Origin of the sequence: Brevibacterium renqingii, from assembly GCF_017808095.1 — a bacterium.
Taxonomy (GTDB): domain Bacteria; phylum Actinomycetota; class Actinomycetes; order Actinomycetales; family Brevibacteriaceae; genus Brevibacterium; species Brevibacterium renqingii.
In genome coordinates this window covers 16,621-33,144 of sequence record NZ_JADBHG010000002.1, presented here as the reverse complement: position 1 = coordinate 33,144, position 16,524 = coordinate 16,621, and the positions used below count along the sequence as shown (strand labels likewise).

Here is a 16,524-nt window from a genome sequence, read left to right as displayed (position 1 = left end):
CTTCGTCGAAGAATTCCTTGTCGGACATGGTGATTTCGACCTGCAGGCGAGTACCCGATGAGTCGTCCAACAGGAGCCGCGAGTGTCGGGAGAGATCATTGAGAGCTGAAGATGCGCCGATCGTGATCGGCTCCGCCGGGCGAAGGCTCTATCTCATCGACTGGTTTCGAACGGCGCTGGAGACACTCGGACTCAACGGTCGAATCATCATCGCCGAGAACGATCCCACCAGCGCAGCGGCATCCTACGGCGATGAGATGCGTCTGCTGCCGCCCTACACCGATCCGTCTTACGCCGATGAGCTCCTACGGCTCGTCGATGAGTTCGAACCTAAGCTCTTCCTGTCCGCGAACGATTACGAGCTGATGCATCTGCACGTGGACACGAATATCGCCACTGGTCTGCGGGAGAGGGGGATTTTCGTCCCCGGGGTCTCGCCCGCCTGGCAGAAGGGTTGCGCAGACAAGCTCCGCATGGCGCGCATGCTCGAAGAAATCGATGTGAATACCCCGACAACCGTCACGGGGAATGAACTTGGTCGGCTCCTGGACATGACGGGCTCATCCGGAGAGTTCGTGGTCAAACATCGATTCGGCTCTCGCTCCTCCGGGTTGGCCGTTGTCACCGCGAATCGCCTCGAGGAAGCGGTCATCAGTTCTGCGAGAAGCGTCAGACGCCGGGCTGACGGTGCTGATGCCCTCGATGAGGTCATTGTCCAGCCGCGTGTGCCGGGCAGCGAATACGGAGTGGACATCGTTGCGAGTCTCGTGGACGAAGGAGGCCTGACCGGGGTGTTCGCCCGACGCAAGCTTCGGATGCGCGCGGGGGAGACCGACAAAGCCGTGACCGTCGCCCCGGAACCTTTCACAGAAGCCGCGGTGAAGATCGCTCGCGCTGCAGAATTGTCTGGGCTCATCGACATGGATATCTTCCTCGACGACGTCGGTATGGCTTCGGTGATCGACATCAATCCTCGGTTCGGAGGAGGCTACCCTTTCGTGCACCTCGCTGGGGCCGATGTCCCTCGATACTATCTGAGCCAGATCTTCGGGCTCACGATCGACTCGACCTGGCGAGACTACGAATACGGGGTCGTCGCTGCCAAATATCAGGAGACCCGTGTGACCGCTCGTGGACAGCAAAGTGACGATTCGACAAGGTCTGCCGTCGAAGTCGCTTAGACCGCGGACTCCCTGGAGAGCGCAGAGGCGGTGAGCTCCCGTCTGCGCATTGATGAAAGGCAGATATGAGTTCCTCAGAACAACAACCGAGCACTGGCCCACCGACCCCTGCCTTCGTCATCGATGAGGCTGCCCTCGGAACTCTGGTGACGCGATTCCAAAAGGCATTGGCGCAGCATTGGCCGAACTCCGTCATGTCCTATTCCGTCAAGACCAATTCGCTCCCGTGGCTGTTGAGCTACATGAAGCAGCGGGGGCTCTGGGCAGAAGTCGTCTCCGATTCCGAATACAAACTGGCACGTGCCCTCGGCTTCGCGCCGGAACGAATCGTGTACAACGGTCCCGTCAAAAGCCGCGCGCTTCTTCGCAGTGCGCTGTGCAGCGGCTCACTGACGAATCTGGACTCCGGCAGGGAGGTCAGGTGGGCTGCAGAACTGGCCAGAGAGAAACCTGATTTGGACGTACGAGTGGGCCTGCGCGTCAATTGGGACCTTGAGCGGCTGTGTCCCGGGGAGAGCACCGTGGGCGATAAGGCGAGTCGCTTCGGCTTCGACTTCGAGAACGGCAACCTCGGTGAGGCCATCGGCGAATTGACCGAAGCCGGTGTGAGGGTCGCCGGGCTCCATATGCACCGCAACTCCCGCACGAGCAGTCCGAAAGTATTCCAGGCTTCTGCCGCAGTCGCCTCTGACATCATCTCAACTCTTGGACTCGACCTGGACTGGCTCGACATCGGTGGAGGATTCTTCGGCAGCCTGAATGACACCGAGCTGTTCGACCAGTACATCTCCAGCATCCGTGCGACCCTCAGCGGTGTCGTCGATCCCGGGCAGATTCGGTTAGTCATTGAGCCGGGAGGGTCGGTGATCGCCGCTCCGGTCGAACTCCACGCGAAGGTGCTCGACGTCAAAGACATCGGGCGGCAGCGCTTCGTCATCACCGACACAAGCAGGGTTGATCTCGATCCGCTCTTCCGCAAGTCCACCCCTTTCGACATCTGCGCTGAGGCGGCTGTGCAGCAGACTCATCCGGAGCAGGTGATTGCCGGCTTCACCTGTATGGAAGACGATCGGCTCATGGTACTCACCGACTATCCGACTCTGAGCGAAGGTGATCGCATCGTCTTTCGAAGGGTCGGGGCATACACCATGGCTTACGGGTCCTCATTCATCGAGTACCCTCCCGCCGTGTACCTTCGTCGCAATGATGGGCTGCTCTCACTCATCCGGCCTCGCGGCGAGGTCGAGGATTACCTGCAGTCGAACCACTGGAGGGACAGCCTGCCGGCATCCTCGACGGGATCGACGGCAATCGCAGCGAGCTGATCACTCTCACTGTGCGGTCCCAAGGTGCGGGTGCACGAACGTCCGGGCCAGCAGCTGAGTGTGACTGAGTACCTGCGCCAGTGCTGTCCCGATCATTACTGAGTACTGACCCGAACATGTCCGGGCATGACCACCTGTCCACGGCTCGGCCGCCGCACGAGCATGAGGTCATGGACACCACAACGACTCTGCGCGCGCGATCACACGTCGACGAAGACTCGGACACGAAGCGGGGATCATGATGACTGTGCAGATCCGTCGCGCCGAACTCGATCAGATGCGCACTCTGTTGGAGAGGCATAGTGCGGTCGCCGTCATCGGTCCACCGGGGATGGGCGGCGAAGAGATGCTCGCGACACTGGAGGCCGATGCCGATGGGCCCGTCATCAGGGTTCCGATCGGGCAGGCCGAAGACGCGAGGCCCTACGCGGGACTGGAGATCATCTTCTCTGCACTGAGAGCGCTGGAGCCGAAGAGCTTCGGGTCTGTCCTCCTCGACAGCCGACTGCGGATGGACTCCGGCGAGGACACGACAGCTGTCCTGAACATCGCCGACGAGGTAACACGTCGGATCGGCAGTCTGGATCTGGAGCACACGACCCTGGCGATCGTGCCCGATGCCGACGCCATGGATCGGTCGTCACAACTGGTTCTGGGTCATCTGCTTCGTCGCATCGCGGGAAGTCGGCTGAGGTTCGCGGTTTCGACCGGCGAGCTCAGTCCGAGCAGCCTGCTTGCCGGCGTCCCGAGCGTGGCACTCAAGCGCGCAAGCGATCGACAGATGACGGCTCTGGCGGACAGACTGACGGGTGGTCGAATAGCCGCTGGAGTCGCCGCGACGGTGGTCCGCACCGCTTCGGGCCGTCCCTCCGCACTGCATGGAATGATCGAGCGTCTGCCGCGGAACCAGATGGAGGGGGACCAGGCTCTCGACCTGCCTCTGCGAGTCGGATCGGACGCCGCGGGCATGGTCAAAGCTGCGATGGGGGGTCTCAGCGAAGGCGCGGAAGGACTCTTGAGCCTGATGTCTTTGGCCCCGCTGTCTCCGCGGCCGGCCGTTCTCGTGAACTCTCACGACAGCTTGGAGTGGTTCGCGGAACTGGAATCTCGCGGCCTCGTTGAAAGAGACGGAGCATACAGCCGCTGTTCGCAGGAGCTGATTCGAGCCATCAGGCACGGGCAGTCGAACGCAGATTCACGTCTGAGCGGGCATATGCTGCTGGCGCGGCGCTGCGAAGGAATCTACCCGGAATTGCAGCATTGGCACCGTTCCTTCTTCGAAGCCACCGACGAGACGCCGCTGACCCTCATCGACGATGCTCGTCGTCTGGTGGAACAGGGCATGGTGTGGGCGGGAGCCGAATTCGCGGAGCGGGCGATGGCCCTGGGCCCGGAGACCGAGGGTGCTTCCTCCCTTCTGAACGACCTGGCCGAGCGGCTGATAGACCGCGGGCAGATCAGCTTCGCCCTTCGATACCTCGACTATGCCGCCCGCAGCGGCTCCGTCAAGGACTCGCTCCGAGCGCGGGCTCTTCGGATCTGGGCCGAGTTCCTCTCCCACCAGTCGGTTCCGCTTCGTCTGCGGAATCAATGGAGCAGAAGCGAGGTCGCAGAGGCGCCTATGGAGGTCGCCCACCTGCAGGTGATCATCGGACTGTGCCACGCGCTGCGACGAGAAACGGCCGAGGCCCAGGAGTTGCTGGAGACCGCGCGCAGCCTTGGTGCCCATTTCGACAAGCAGTCTCGCGAGCTGTCCGTCTTCCTCGGCATTCTGCTCGAGTGCGGGCGCGGACTCGATGGACGTGCGATTGAGGCATTCCAGAACCTCGACGCCACCGACGAAGCTGCTCCCATCAGTCTGCTTCTGCTGTCCCTCGGGCTCATGCTGACGGAGAACTATGATTCTGCGCTGGCGACCCTGGACTGCCTTGACGACGGTGAAGGCCGCGGAGAGGCCTGGGACGTTCAGTCCCTGTGCATGCGCGCCGAGATCGCGATTCGGCGCGGTGACATCGGTCTTGCGATCGCGCTCATCGACAGATGTGCTTCAGCCGTCGACGTCGAGCAGGCGATCCGCCGTGACCGGCTTCTGCTTCTAAGGTGTTGGAGCCTCCTTGCACAAGGACGTGCCAGCGACGCGGAGGGCGTCGAGTGCGAGCTCACCGCTCATGCGATGGCTTCACAGAATCGCAGTCTGCTGGCTGAGCTCAACGCGCTCCAGGGCAACTATCTTCTTCGTGTCGGACTCCCAGCCGAGGCGGTGCGCCATCTCCACCGATGTGAAGAACTCGCTTCGAATGAACTCAATCCCAATATCATCCGGTACGAGCCCGATCTCATCGAAGCTCTACTGGCGATCGGTCGGCGGGAGCACGCCGGAATGCTGGTCCAAGTCTTACACGGAAAGGTCGAGAAGGCTCCGTCACGGTGGGCCGCCCTGGCCCTGGAACGGTCCCGCTTCCTGCTGCTTCCCACAGACGACGGGCTGGCAGCCATGGGACGCCTGCTCGGTTCATGGCGTCCCGAAGACTCTCAGTTCGAGAAGGGGGTGACGCTGCTGGTCATGGTCCGAAAGCTTGCCGAATCAGGGGCCACCGCGGCTGCCGTGGAGAGATCCCGCTTGGCAGTGGGCGTTTTCCGGGAGGTCGGATCCGAACTTCTCGCCGCAGCAGTGCGCCTCGAACCCACTGAACCTCCCGCACAGCCTGCGCGCAACACTCTCTTGGACGTGCTGACCCCCGATGAGCGAGAAGTGGTCGGATTGGTGAGCGAAGGACTGAAGAATCGGGAGATCGCATCGCAGATCTTCGTCTCCCTGCGCACCGTTGAGCTGAGGCTGACTTCCGTATACCGCAAGCTCGAAGTCAGCTCGCGCACCGAACTCATCGCCCGACTGGCCAGGGAACCCGAGCTCCCTGTGGCATGAATCCGAGAACAACCACATCAGATCAGCGGCAATCCGCAGGTTCGCCGCATGCCGATGTTCGAGGCGGGCACGGGTGCTTAGCCTGAGAATCAGCAGAGACAGAAGGAGAGAGAGTCACTATGCCGTCGACCGAAACGGATGGGTGCAGCGATGCGTGTGTCCTCCGACCCGATACCCCCACTCGGATCGTCGTTTCAACGGAGGACAACGGACAATGACCGGATATCACACAGTCAAGAGGATTCTCGACCTCGTCGGTGCCCTCGTCGCTCTGGTCGCTCTTCTGCCGGTCTTCTTCGTCGTCGCCGTGCTGGTGTTTGTCTTTCTGGGAAGGCCGATCTTCTTCACTCAGCAGAGAGTGACCAAGGGCGAAAAGGTCTTTCGGCTCTGGAAGTTTCGTACTATGCACAGTGTCGACCCTGCGCGCGGCAGGGTCTCGGATGCCCAGAGAATGACTCGGTTCGGCCGAATGCTGCGCTCGAGCAGTCTGGATGAACTTCCGAGCTTGTGGAACATCCTGCGGGGGGAGATGAGCTTCATCGGCCCACGGCCTCTGCCGACTCGCTACCTTCCACACTATTCTGCACAGCAACGGCGGAGGCACCTGGTCCGTGGTGGACTGACCGGGTTGGCGCAGGTCAACGGCCGCAATCAAGTGCGCTGGGACGATAGGTTCGATCTCGATGTCGCATATGTGGACACCGCGAGTCCTGCTGTCGACCTGCGGATCTTCCTCCGAACCATCGGCATCGTGCTGTCCGCCGACGGGATCAGTCAGGACGGCGAGGCGACCGCCGACAACTTCGGCGGAACGCTGAAGTCAGACCTCCTGGTGTTCGCCGACGAGGTGCGCACCAAGCGGGCGCAGACCTGGTCGGTGAGAAGCACTGCCGGCAACGAGGTTGGGCGCTGCGATATTTCGGCTGCCGTTGATGATGCCGTAGTGATCCGATTCGATGCCCATTCGGAAGCCGAGAACGACGTGGAGATCCGGCGCGAGGTCATCCGACTGATGACGAATCGTGCCCGGGCAACCGAAGCGACATTCGCGGTCTGGATCCTGCCGATGGGCAGTCAGGACCAGGCGATTCTCACCGAAGCCGGGTTCGAAGACTGTGACGACCCTGCTGATCTTTCCAGACTCGGGCAGAGCCCGAGCCCCGATCAGCTCTTCGTCGTGTGCACTCTTTGGCCAGAATCCGGACACGAAATCGTTCCGCCCCGAGCCGCACCGCACTCGCGCAGACCAACCGGAATACTGCGTTGGACGCGGACGCCTCGGACCGCCCCAGCTGTGGAGACGGCCTCATGACACGGACAGAGAAGAACGGAGACTGGAGGGTGATGCCCGCAGGGTTTCGGATCCTCGTGGTCGGGTCGACAGACACCTGCCGTTCTCCTTTGGCCGCGCGACTTCTTCAGCACGAACTCGACGACAGAGCCCCACGCGAGTTCGTCGTCTCCAGCGCCGGTACACAAGCTGTCGCAGGACGACCTGTGGCCGTCGAGGTGCTCGAATTGGCGGCACGACGCCACATCAGACTGCATGGCTGCGTAGCCAGTGAACTCGACGAGGCGGCTGTCGTCGAGGCAGACCTCATTCTGGTCATGGATCGGGCGGTGCGCAGAGAAGTCGTCAATCTTGTTCCCCAGGTCTTGCGGATCACGTTCACTCTGCGGGAATTCGCCCGTGTCCTCCCCACGATCCGTCCTGAGCAGCTGGCGACTCCCGCCGGGAGGTGGCAGTCCCTGGCCGCGCTGGCTCCTCGCTATCGCACCGCCCCGAGTGGCGACGGGAGCGGCGATGATGTCATCGACCCGCTGCATCGGTCTTTGCGGACTTTTGAACGCATGGGTGCTCAGATCGATAAGGCTGTCGATGTGATCGGCCATTGGGAAACGCAGGAGTTCGTCCACGGAAGTCGACGCTGAGCTCCGACAGCCGAGCCGCGGATTCGTCCGCCGCAGGTTCCTTGCGGGACGCCGCAAGCCCGGCCGTGACCCCGACTGTCCGCGTCCTCGCGAAAGTAGAGTTGAGCACGATCAGCAGCGCCGCTGTCTGTCCTTCGACCCGATTGGAACCGAGATGAGCTTCGTCGACTATGTGCGGATCCTGCGCAAGAATGCCGTTGTGCTGATCGTGTTGATTGCGGCGGGCGGATTGTGTGCAGCGGCTGCGTTCCTCGTACAGTCGCGTGAATACACGTCGAAGACCGAACTGTTCGTCACGACAGCTGAAGCTGCGAATCCGGACCAGAAGCAGATCGCCTCCGCTTTCGTCCAAGAACGGCTGCGCACCTATGTCGACCTTGCGGACTCCCGGAAAGTGCTCGAACCGGTCATCCGCGAGCTGAGCCTCGACGTCACCCCTGAGAAACTGGCCGAGAAAGTCTCAGCCTCATCCGATTACGGGACCGTGCTGCTGACAGTCGACGCGACCGCCGCCTTGCCGGGCCGAGCGGCGCAGCTGTCCGAGTCGGTGGCGAACAATCTCACGAAGACGATCACTGATCTCGAATCCCGACACGGCAAAGCACAATCGGGCATTCGTCTGGCGGTCGCCAATGATGCGATCGTCCCGGCTGCCCCTGATGGCCCTGCATGGTGGCTCTACGTGGCCGTCGGCATGCTGCTCGGGGCCGCATTCGGCATCGCTGTCGCACTGTTCCGATCTGCTGTGGACTCGAAGATCCGCGATATCGCCGGCATCCGAGAGATTGCGAACTCGCCGATCCTCGGGTCGTTGCCGACGCGCAGCGACTCCTCGCCCCGAACGGAACTGGCTGCACATCATCAGGACTCACCCTACGCCGAGGCGATACGACGTCTGAGGACGAATCTGCGTTTCGCGCGGGTCGAGGACTCGAGCAACATTCTGGCAGTCACCTCGTCGATACCGTCCGAAGGGAAGACCTCGACCTGCATCGAGCTGGCTGTATCTCTGGCTCAGTCCGGGCAGCGGGTCGCTCTCGTCGACGTCGATCTGCGTCAACCGGCTGTCGCGGATCGGCTCGGACTGGAGAACTCCGCCGGACTGACGACGGCTTTGATCGGGGCCGCTGACGTCCACGATCTGCTCCAGCCATGGGGCCAGGACGAACTCTATGTGCTGACCGCCGGAGACAGCGTTGCCAATCCCGTCGAACTCATCGAATCGAGGTCGATGGCCAAACTCATGGCGGTCCTGGGCAATGACTTCGACACGGTCCTTCTCGACTGCCCGCCGGTGCTGCCGGTCACGGACGGTCTGCTGCTTGCGAAGTCCGCCGGACGGATCGTCCACGTTGCTGCGGTGAACCAGGTCTCCCGCAATGAACTCGACGAAGCTCTGCAGGACCTGTCCGTAGTCGACACCCCTCTCAGCCTCGTCGTCAACAAGGTCCCCCTCGCCCACGCCGACTTCAGCGGTTACTCGGTGGCCTATACCTCGGCTGTTCAGGAAGCACCGGCGGAGCCGCAACTGGTGTCCGCCGGCGGCCGGTTGAGGCACGAACATCTGATTCTTGCGGAGCGAGCAGCTCGAGTCAGCTGGATGCCGGATCAGGACGGCACGGAGTCAACCGCCCATATTCCCCGGACCTGGCCGGGAGCCGGCCCGGGACCAGGAGGAACGCAAGACGAGAGGGCGCCCAAACACTCAGCGACGCTCGCGAGAAGATCCGACAGAAGGTCGAATCGGCGGTTCGGGCGCGGGACTCGGAGCTGAGCGCCGTGAGGATCTCGACCGAATCACCGACCGAGCCGATGCTGAGACCTGCTGATCAGGATCGTCCTGAGTTCAGGATCCTCGTCATCTGCACCGGTAACCTGTTCCGTTCGCCGTTGGCTGCGGGCCTTCTCCAACAGGGGTTCGACGAGGTGGCGCCGGGCCGTTTCCTCGTCGACAGCGCTGGAACAGCAGGGGTGAGCGCAGAGCCCGTGACGCATGAAGTGAAGTCTTTGGCAGCAGAATGGGGTTTCGACCTCAGCGGGTTTCGGGCCAGACGACTGCAGAGCACCGACATCATCGAATCCGATCTCATCATCGGCATGGAACGATGGCATCGCAGTCAAGCCGTGATCCTCGAGCCCAGCGCTCTCAAGCGGTCCTTCACCCTGCGTGAGTTCGCGAGGATCATCCGACCGTTGCCGGCTGCGGAAGGGCTCACCTCGAGGAGGCGTTGGACGCAACTGGTCTCGCAGGCGCAGCGATCGCGTATGCCGCACGCCGACCGGCCCGAATGCGACGATGTCGTGGATCCGCACCAAGACTGGTCGCGACTGTGTGAGACGATGATCGAACAGATGGTGCCGGGCGTATTCGACATCGTCGATTGGGAGTACCGCAGCACGGTGTGCTCACCGTACAGCTGAGTACCCGTCATATGCACGGTGCCCGGAGTTCAGCTGCCGAGGTGCGCACCGTTCGCAGACACCTCGACACGAGCCGTATCGCCTCGGGACCGAGAACAGAAGATCTCGCCGAGCAGTCGGACCGTCGAGCCGAGGAACACCGCGAGGCTGCCCGCCTCGACCGCCGGCATCCCGATCGTCCCGGCGACACCTCCTCCTGCCAGCACTGCGGCGATAGCCGCGACCCCGACGAAGAAGGTCGCCCAATAGCGGTTGAGCACCAGCAGGTTCGCCGATGCCAAGTATGTCGGGAGGGTGCAGATGGCCGCCAGGCTCAGATAGAGCACGGAGACTCGAGTGAGCTCGAAGCCTGCGCCATAGACGGCAGACAGCAGCCAGGGGCCGATGAAGAGCGCGAGGATGACGAATGGGACGAGGGCGAGCAGTCCGATCGCACACAGCCTCTTCACCTTTCTGCGCAGGAAGAGAACTCCGTCGGATTCGTAGATTCCGCGAAAGCGCGGCAGCACGACGGTCTCGATCGAGGCCCCAACAAGATTCGCGAAGACGACCAGGTAGGCAGCCGAGGCATAGCGGCCGACGTCTTCCGGTGAGCCGAACCAGGCTACGACTGCCAGGGGGACGTAGGACAGCAGGGAATAGACTGCCTGCATCAGCGACATCGGGACACCGGCGGAGAGGAGGATCGTGATCTCACCTCGGACCGTGGTTCGCGACTTCAGCTCGGCCGCCGTCTCAGAGGGGCGGGCAGAGGCCATCCACATCGTGACCGCCGTTCCTCCGACCGAGACCACGGCGGCTGCCCACAACGCCGCGACCGGTGATCCGGTGGCCAGGACCACAACGGTCACGGCGACGGTACTGGCAAGAGCCACGCTGATGAGAATGAGACCGAAGACGAAGAGGCGTTCGGTCTTCTGCAGCCGGGCGTAGAACAGGTCTCCGATCGAGTCGCTGACCTTGATCAGCAGCAGAGGCCACGCCAGTGAACCATGAATCTGATCCGGGCCGAACACGACCAGTCCGGTGATGATGAGAACGGAAAGCCCGACAGTCGACAGGCGGCAGCCGAGATAGATCCGCCACCGCACCGTCCGCTGCAGGGTGACGAAGAGATTGCGCAGCCCCAGCTGGGAGGCGATGAAGACGGGAGTCATCATCGCGATGAGAGTGGAATAGTGGCCGACGGCGGTGGGCCCGCTCTGTTGGGCGAAGAGCCAGACGACGTACCACTGCGCCCCGGCAACGGCGATATTTCCCCCGGTGACCAGGAAGAAGGCCAAACGAGAGCTATTCACCTGCGGTAACCTCCTGCTTCCCGCCCGTACACGACGGTGGGGCCCTCCGAATCGGCGGGACCGAATTCCAGTATGGTGCCTGTCAGCCGCCGATCGGCCCTCTGCGCAGCGTCTTTGCGGGAGTGTGCGCGAGCAGTGCGGCATACCGTGCATTCGGCGCGGAGAACCGTAGCGACTTCCGATTCTCGGTTACGAACAGATCGGTTCTCACTAGGCTGAGTACGTGAGCACGAGCCCTGGACATCGAGTATCGCTGCGATGTCGTCTCCTGCCGGTTCTCCGGCCCGACCGAAAATGACGTCTGATGAAAATCCCACAGCTCTTCCGCATCCTCCGCAGGCACCTCATCCTGCTCGTCATCATGCTGATCGCCGGTGGGGCAGCCGGATTCGGGATCTCTGCCTTGATGCCCCCGTCCTACTCGGCACGGACCGAACTGTTCGTGTCCGTGCCGACTTCGGGTGATCCGTATGAAATGCGCATGGCATCGGACTTCATCAAGGAGAGGATTCAGACCTATGTGGGGATGGTCGGCAGTGAATCAGTCCTCGAACCGGTGATCACCGACCTCGATCTCGACACGACCCCGAGGGAGCTGGCCTCTCGAGTGGAGGCGATCAGCGATCCGGAGACAGTGCTCATCACCGTCCAGGCCAGTGCAGAGGATGCCGACAGCGCGGCGCGGCTGTCGACTGCGGTCTCCCGCAGCCTGACGGAGCGGATCAGCATGCTGGAGAATCCAGGAAAGATCGATACTTCGGCAATCGACCTCATCGAGGCGAACGAGGCGGTGCCGCCTTCGCGACCTGACGGGCTTCCGCATGGGCTATTCATTCCCATCGGTGCGCTGCTGGGTCTGGCGGCGGGAATCGCCGCCGCAGTGGTGCGAGGGACATACGACAATGTGGTTCGATCGAAGAACGATCTGGCGGCGGTCACTTCGGCGCCTCTCTTGGCAGCTGTTCCGTCAGATCGCGACATCACCTACCGTTCGAACAGGGATGGACCCGCGATCTGCGGTGTCCGCGGCGAGTCCATCCTGCGGCTGCGGACCAACCTCAGCTTCGCTCATGTGGACGAAGTCAGCACGGTGCTGCTCGTCTCGTCGTCGCGGCCGGGAGAAGGCAAGACGACGATCGGGATCGACTTGGCCATCGCCAGTGCGCGCGCAGGACAGAGCGTTGTCCTCGTCGATGCCGACCTGCGCAGGCCCGCGGTGGCAACACGTCTGGGACTCGAGGGCGCAGTCGGACTGACGACTGCCTTGGTCAGCGGGCTGGGCCTCGATGAGCTGCTGCAGACATGGGGCGATGACGAGCTGCACGTGCTGGCCGCTGGTGAGATTCCGCCCAATCCCACGGAGCTGCTCGAGACCCGGGCGATGACTGAGTTGGTCTCCGAGCTCGTCGGCAGATTCGACCTCGTCATCATCGACGGTCCCCCGCTGCTGCCGGTTGCTGACGGCCTCGTCTTGTCCAAACTGGCCCACAGGACTCTCCTCGTCGCTGCGGCCGGACAAGTGAAATCGCGGACCGTCGCCGAGTCGGTGCGAGCACTCGATGAGTTGGGTGCCCCGATCGGGCTCGTGCTCAACAGGTCGCAGATGTCGAGTGCAGAGATCGATCGCCACAGAACCTACGGCATCCGCGCCCTGGTTCCGGAAGAGCTGGAAGAGGCGGACGGACCGGAAGGGACGGAAGAACCGGTCGAGCAGGGTGGGCCGCTCACCTCGGTGCCGGCGTCGGGGGAAGAGTCGGACGGCTTGGAGACGAGCCCGATGCCGTTGGTCCGCGACGACGGCGGCGTCTCCCCATCATGATCGCCATCTGGTTCACCCTGACTACGGTCTGGGTGCTCATGCTGGTTCTCAGCTGGAGAATTCCGAAGCTGCGGCATTGGAGCAATGCGCTGCTTCCGTTGGTGTCCCTCGTGCTCATCAACACGATCGTTGCTGCTGTGAGCAACTACGACATCTCTGACAAGTCGATCTACTCGACGGAGTTTCAGATCCTCAGCTTCGCCCCGGCCGACGAAGTCCTATACACGTACGCGGCGGAGGGGCGGGAGCCGGCGTTTCTTCTCCTCAACTGGCTCATCGGCCTATTCACCCATGATCCGAAGGTCTATTTCTTCGTCGTCGCACTGCTGGGATCGACGATCATGGCCTTGGCGCTGCTGTGGCTGCTCAGATCTGCGTGGCAGGTCACGCTCGTGTACTACATCACCTTCTGCTTCGGCTTCTTCACCGGGTATTCGAGCTACCTCCTGCGGCAGGGGCTGTCGTTGGTGTTCATCATTCTCGGGCTCGTCGCGTTGTACCGGCACGCCCGATTGTGGAAGATACTCGTGCTTCTGGTCGTCGCGTCGCTCTTTCACTGGTCGGCGATCCCTGCGGCGCTGCTCGTCCTCGTGGTCCGCCTGCTGCCGAAGGTGCGAACAATCTTTCTCCTGGGAGTCTGGGCGCTGTTCTCACTGCTGTACCTGTCGGGGTTGAACGCGACCCTGCTGGCGCCGTTCGCATCGTCATCCGAAGAGCTCGCGACCTACACCGACCCCGAGAACGCCCAACTCTACACAGGCGGTACGAACAGGCTGGACTTCTGGATCCTCGGTTTCTGCGTCCTGGTGTTCGGCTATGTCGTGCTGCGGAAATTCGACAATCTGCCCGTCTGGTACGGCCATTTGTTTCACACTTTCATCCTGCTGAATGCGTACTATCTGGCACTGGGATTCGTCTACTACAGCGACAGGATAGCGGCATATTCCTGGTCGATCGTCCCGCTGGTCGTGACGGTGCCGGCGCTCTCCCGCGCCGGGTGGAAACAGGGGTGGAGCAGTGTGGCGCTCATGGCCGCCTTCCTCGGGTGGAGTGAGTACATCGGACTCATGGACAACCTGCTCAGGGTCTGAAGCCGTTCGCAGGAGCGGGAGAAGCGCGATTATCCACCCCTGCAGGGCCGGTCTCACAACGTTGTGGCTCAGCCCGTGCAGCGGCCCACGCCTTGTGGCGGCTCAGTCCGACCGCACCGTGGTACGTGCTCGGCGAACTTGCGCGGCCAGCAGCCAGGTGAGGGCGAACAGCGCGCGGTGGCCGACGAGATTGTAGGCGGTCCCGAAGGTCTGCTGGACCGTGCCCAGACCGTTGACGCTCACATGAGGTGCCGATTCTCGATACCGTCTGGCGGTCGTCAGCTTCTGCCGCAGTGCGAGGGGACACTTCCGATGATGGAGGTCCTTGGTCGAGGACACAGCGTTCTTGGCCCGGATGTATCCGGCCGCGGCACGCAATCTGGCCGACCCCAACTCGGCGGCGAATCCCTGGAGTGCGTCGTTGACGCTCATCAGCTCATCGTGTTTGCCGAGGTGGAACTGCAGAGTCACCGATGACGAGTTGTCCTGCCGGTAGTAGTAACCGAGCAGAGGCAGATGGACTGCGGAGACTGCTCCGCGGGCGACGGCGAGGTTGAACAGCAGATCTTCGCCGAGGCTGATTCCGGCGGGAAAACGTGCGCCGGACCTCACCACGGTCCGGCGGCGGTACGCCTTGTTCCAGACTGTGTTGAGTGATTCGTCGACGATCCTCGGGACCAGATAGTCGGGATCGAGCACTCGGCGGGGTCGGCTGCCCATGCTCCTCTCGCTCGTGCACCGGTGCCGGGGGACCAACGCCCGGTCGCGCGCCTCGGCGAGGGCGAGCGAGTCGCCAGTGGTCTCAAACGTGACCACATCGACTCCTGAACAGTCGACACCGGCGACGGCGGCGAGCAGACAGGGACTGAGAATCTCGTCATCAGCATCGACGAACATGATCCATTCGCCTCGGGCGACGTCGAGCGCAGCGTTGCGCGCCCTCGACGCCCCGCCGTGGTCGGCGAGAAGACGCACCACACGGTCATCGGCCATGGCGAAGTCCTCGATGATCGCCGGCGTGGAATCTGTGGAGCCGTCATCGACGACGATGAGTTCGAGTTCCTCATGGCACTGGGCGAGTACCGAGCGGAGGCAGTCCGCGAGGAATCTCTCTCCGTTGTAGACGGGAACGATGACCGAGATCAGCTCATTCGACATGCTGATTCTTCTCCGCTGCAGGTGAGGCGGTTTCACTGCCGCTGACGGACGGCAGGAAACGACGTATCCCATCGGCCGCATGTGAGTAGTCGAGAGTGCTGCGGTCGAAAGACATCGGTTCCAGCAACCGACCTGACGTCCAGTCAGCGGCGATCCGGTCAGCCAGTTCTCCAGCCTCGCCGTCAGCGGCGAAACGTGCCAAGGGAATATCGCGCACCCCTTTGACATCGAAGGCATAACTGGGGCATCCCATCGCCAGGCTCTCCAGCATGACTCGGGGAAGCCCTTCCCATTGCGAGGTGTGCACCAGGGCATGACTGCGCTCCAGAGCGGCGGCGGCGTCGCCGGCTCCGTTCGCGGTGACGATGCCCGACAGCCCCCGGCTCTCGACATCTGCGCGGATCTCGTTGCGGAATTCCCCTTCGCCGAGCATCTCCAAGCGGAAGACGACGCCGCTTTCGCGAAGATGAGCAGCGATGTCGAGGGCGAGGTGGGGGCGTTTCCGAGAGGAGAACTCTCCGATCCAGCAGAGACGGAGGGGCCCCTCCGGCAACGGTCTCACCGGGTAGTCGAGCAGATCGAGTCCGACTCCCGACGGCAGATGCAGGTGCGGACGGCCGGCGAACCGGGCAGCGAACCAGCGCTGATCGTCGGAGTTCAGCGAGATGACTCCGGCTGTGCGCGCCAAGAGTGCGCGTTCGACGAGGGGCCAGATACGATCTCCGATCGAGCGTGCGTCATTCCAGTGGAGACCGTGACAGAAGTAGACGACTGGGACCGTTCCGCCGGCCAGCCTCACCAGCGCCGAGGCGGTCGCCGAATTCGTGACGACGACGTCGAGGTCTTTGCGTTCTGACCACCGTCGCAGTCCGGTCAGAGCCTTGATCATCCGCAGGTCGGGACGACGAGAGAGACCGGGGATCACTGTCGCCCGGGCGGCCTCCATCGGCGATCCCGCTGCGAAGCTGACGTAATGACCGTGTGAGCGCCATGATGCTGCGATCTCGATGAAGAAGGAGTCCAACATCCCGCCTGTGCTGGCCAACAGTCCGATTCTCACTTCGTGCCACCGTCCTTGAGTCTGTGCACTGATCGACATCCTCAGAATAGGAGGCGGAAGCAGGAGGCAGCAGGTGAAGCGGGGCGGAGTACGGATTCCCGCAAGCCCCCTGCGGTTCACCGTCGGGGCCCGGCCACAGAGCCGACTGAAGGTCTCTGAACAGCTGTTTTGCGTTGCTCCTCGGTTGACCTCGCGAGCGAACCGAGTGGCTGAGTATCGGGTACCAGTGATGACCTGAAGGTGACAGAGTAATGACGCGAAGCTGTCCGGAGTCGACCCCCTAGTGACCGAGATTCCGTTGGGGAACTCTGGG

General features: G+C 62.6%; 12 protein-coding genes. 9 read left to right on the top strand and 3 right to left on the bottom strand.

What is annotated here, in order from left to right; all coding sequences use genetic code 11:
* Positions 1-98 precede the first annotated feature (98 nt).
* The 7 genes from IIE29_RS05245 (at position 99) to IIE29_RS05215 (ending at position 9,785) form a co-directional block, all read left to right on the top strand.
* On the top strand, positions 99-1,181 hold the full coding sequence (locus IIE29_RS05245) for an ATP-grasp domain-containing protein (protein ID WP_209324192.1): 1,083 nt from the start codon (positions 99-101) through the stop codon (positions 1,179-1,181).
* Positions 1,182-1,246: 65 nt separating this feature from the next.
* Positions 1,247-2,506 (top strand): type III PLP-dependent enzyme domain-containing protein, encoded by a 1,260-nt coding sequence (locus IIE29_RS05240; protein ID WP_209324191.1) that lies wholly within the window; start codon positions 1,247-1,249, stop codon positions 2,504-2,506.
* 241 nt (positions 2,507-2,747) lie between these two features.
* Positions 2,748-5,432, top strand: a complete 2,685-nt coding sequence (locus tag IIE29_RS05235; protein WP_209324190.1) for a helix-turn-helix transcriptional regulator — start codon at positions 2,748-2,750, stop codon at positions 5,430-5,432.
* Between the two features lie 214 nt (positions 5,433-5,646).
* Positions 5,647-6,744 carry a sugar transferase gene (locus tag IIE29_RS05230; protein WP_209324189.1) on the top strand — a complete coding sequence of 366 codons (1,098 nt, stop codon included), beginning with the start codon at positions 5,647-5,649 and terminating at the stop codon, positions 6,742-6,744.
* Positions 6,741-7,364 (top strand): arsenate reductase/protein-tyrosine-phosphatase family protein, encoded by a 624-nt coding sequence (locus IIE29_RS05225; protein WP_209324188.1) that lies wholly within the window; start codon positions 6,741-6,743, stop codon positions 7,362-7,364. Before IIE29_RS05230 ends, IIE29_RS05225 begins: the two co-directional genes overlap by 4 nt.
* Before the next feature lie 154 nt (positions 7,365-7,518).
* Positions 7,519-9,138 (top strand): tyrosine-protein kinase domain-containing protein, encoded by a 1,620-nt coding sequence (locus IIE29_RS05220; protein WP_209324187.1) that lies wholly within the window; start codon positions 7,519-7,521, stop codon positions 9,136-9,138.
* A 5-nt stretch (positions 9,139-9,143) separates the two neighbouring features.
* The gene (locus IIE29_RS05215) at positions 9,144-9,785 is read left to right on the top strand and encodes an arsenate-mycothiol transferase ArsC (RefSeq protein WP_209324186.1); all 642 of its coding nucleotides are present in this window, start codon (positions 9,144-9,146) and stop codon (positions 9,783-9,785) included.
* A gap of 29 nt (positions 9,786-9,814) precedes the next feature.
* Here the strand turns inward: IIE29_RS05215 and IIE29_RS05210 are convergent, their stop codons facing one another.
* Complete coding sequence (locus IIE29_RS05210) at positions 9,815-11,083, bottom strand: lipopolysaccharide biosynthesis protein (RefSeq protein ID WP_209324185.1); 1,269 nt, start codon at positions 11,081-11,083, stop codon at positions 9,815-9,817.
* A gap of 304 nt (positions 11,084-11,387) precedes the next feature.
* On the opposite strand from IIE29_RS05210, the gene IIE29_RS05205 reads away from it, so the two are divergent.
* Positions 11,388-12,902, top strand: coding sequence for a tyrosine-protein kinase domain-containing protein (locus tag IIE29_RS05205; RefSeq protein ID WP_209324184.1), 1,515 nt, complete (start codon positions 11,388-11,390; stop codon positions 12,900-12,902).
* Entirely contained in the window at positions 12,899-13,993 is a 1,095-nt protein-coding gene (locus tag IIE29_RS05200; RefSeq protein ID WP_209324183.1) for an EpsG family protein, read from the top strand. The genes IIE29_RS05205 and IIE29_RS05200 overlap by 4 nt, the downstream gene beginning before the upstream one ends.
* Positions 13,994-14,095: 102 nt before the next feature.
* Here the strand turns inward: IIE29_RS05200 and IIE29_RS05195 are convergent, their stop codons facing one another.
* Both IIE29_RS05195 and IIE29_RS05190 read right to left on the bottom strand, forming a co-directional pair.
* Entirely contained in the window at positions 14,096-15,151 is a 1,056-nt protein-coding gene (locus IIE29_RS05195; RefSeq protein ID WP_209324182.1) for a glycosyltransferase family 2 protein, read from the bottom strand.
* Positions 15,141-16,211, bottom strand: a complete 1,071-nt coding sequence (locus tag IIE29_RS05190) for a glycosyltransferase (protein ID WP_209324181.1) — start codon at positions 16,209-16,211, stop codon at positions 15,141-15,143. Before IIE29_RS05190 ends, IIE29_RS05195 begins: the two co-directional genes overlap by 11 nt.
* Positions 16,212-16,524: the final 313 nt, after the last annotated feature.

Bases quoted from the DNA above. Each gene is read 5' to 3' on its own strand.
- IIE29_RS05220 (WP_209324187.1), top strand. From the start codon at position 7,519: ATGAGCTTCGTCGACTATGTGCGGATCCTGCGCAAGAATGCCGTTGTG.
- IIE29_RS05230 (WP_209324189.1), top strand. From the start codon at position 5,647: ATGACCGGATATCACACAGTCAAGAGGATTCTCGACCTCGTCGGTGCC.
- IIE29_RS05195 (WP_209324182.1), bottom strand. From the start codon at position 15,151: ATGTCGAATGAGCTGATCTCGGTCATCGTTCCCGTCTACAACGGAGAG.
- IIE29_RS05240 (WP_209324191.1), top strand. From the start codon at position 1,247: ATGAGTTCCTCAGAACAACAACCGAGCACTGGCCCACCGACCCCTGCC.
- IIE29_RS05200 (WP_209324183.1), top strand. From the start codon at position 12,899: ATGATCGCCATCTGGTTCACCCTGACTACGGTCTGGGTGCTCATGCTG.
- IIE29_RS05235 (WP_209324190.1), top strand. From the start codon at position 2,748: ATGACTGTGCAGATCCGTCGCGCCGAACTCGATCAGATGCGCACTCTG.
- IIE29_RS05205 (WP_209324184.1), top strand. From the start codon at position 11,388: ATGAAAATCCCACAGCTCTTCCGCATCCTCCGCAGGCACCTCATCCTG.
- IIE29_RS05225 (WP_209324188.1), top strand. From the start codon at position 6,741: ATGACACGGACAGAGAAGAACGGAGACTGGAGGGTGATGCCCGCAGGG.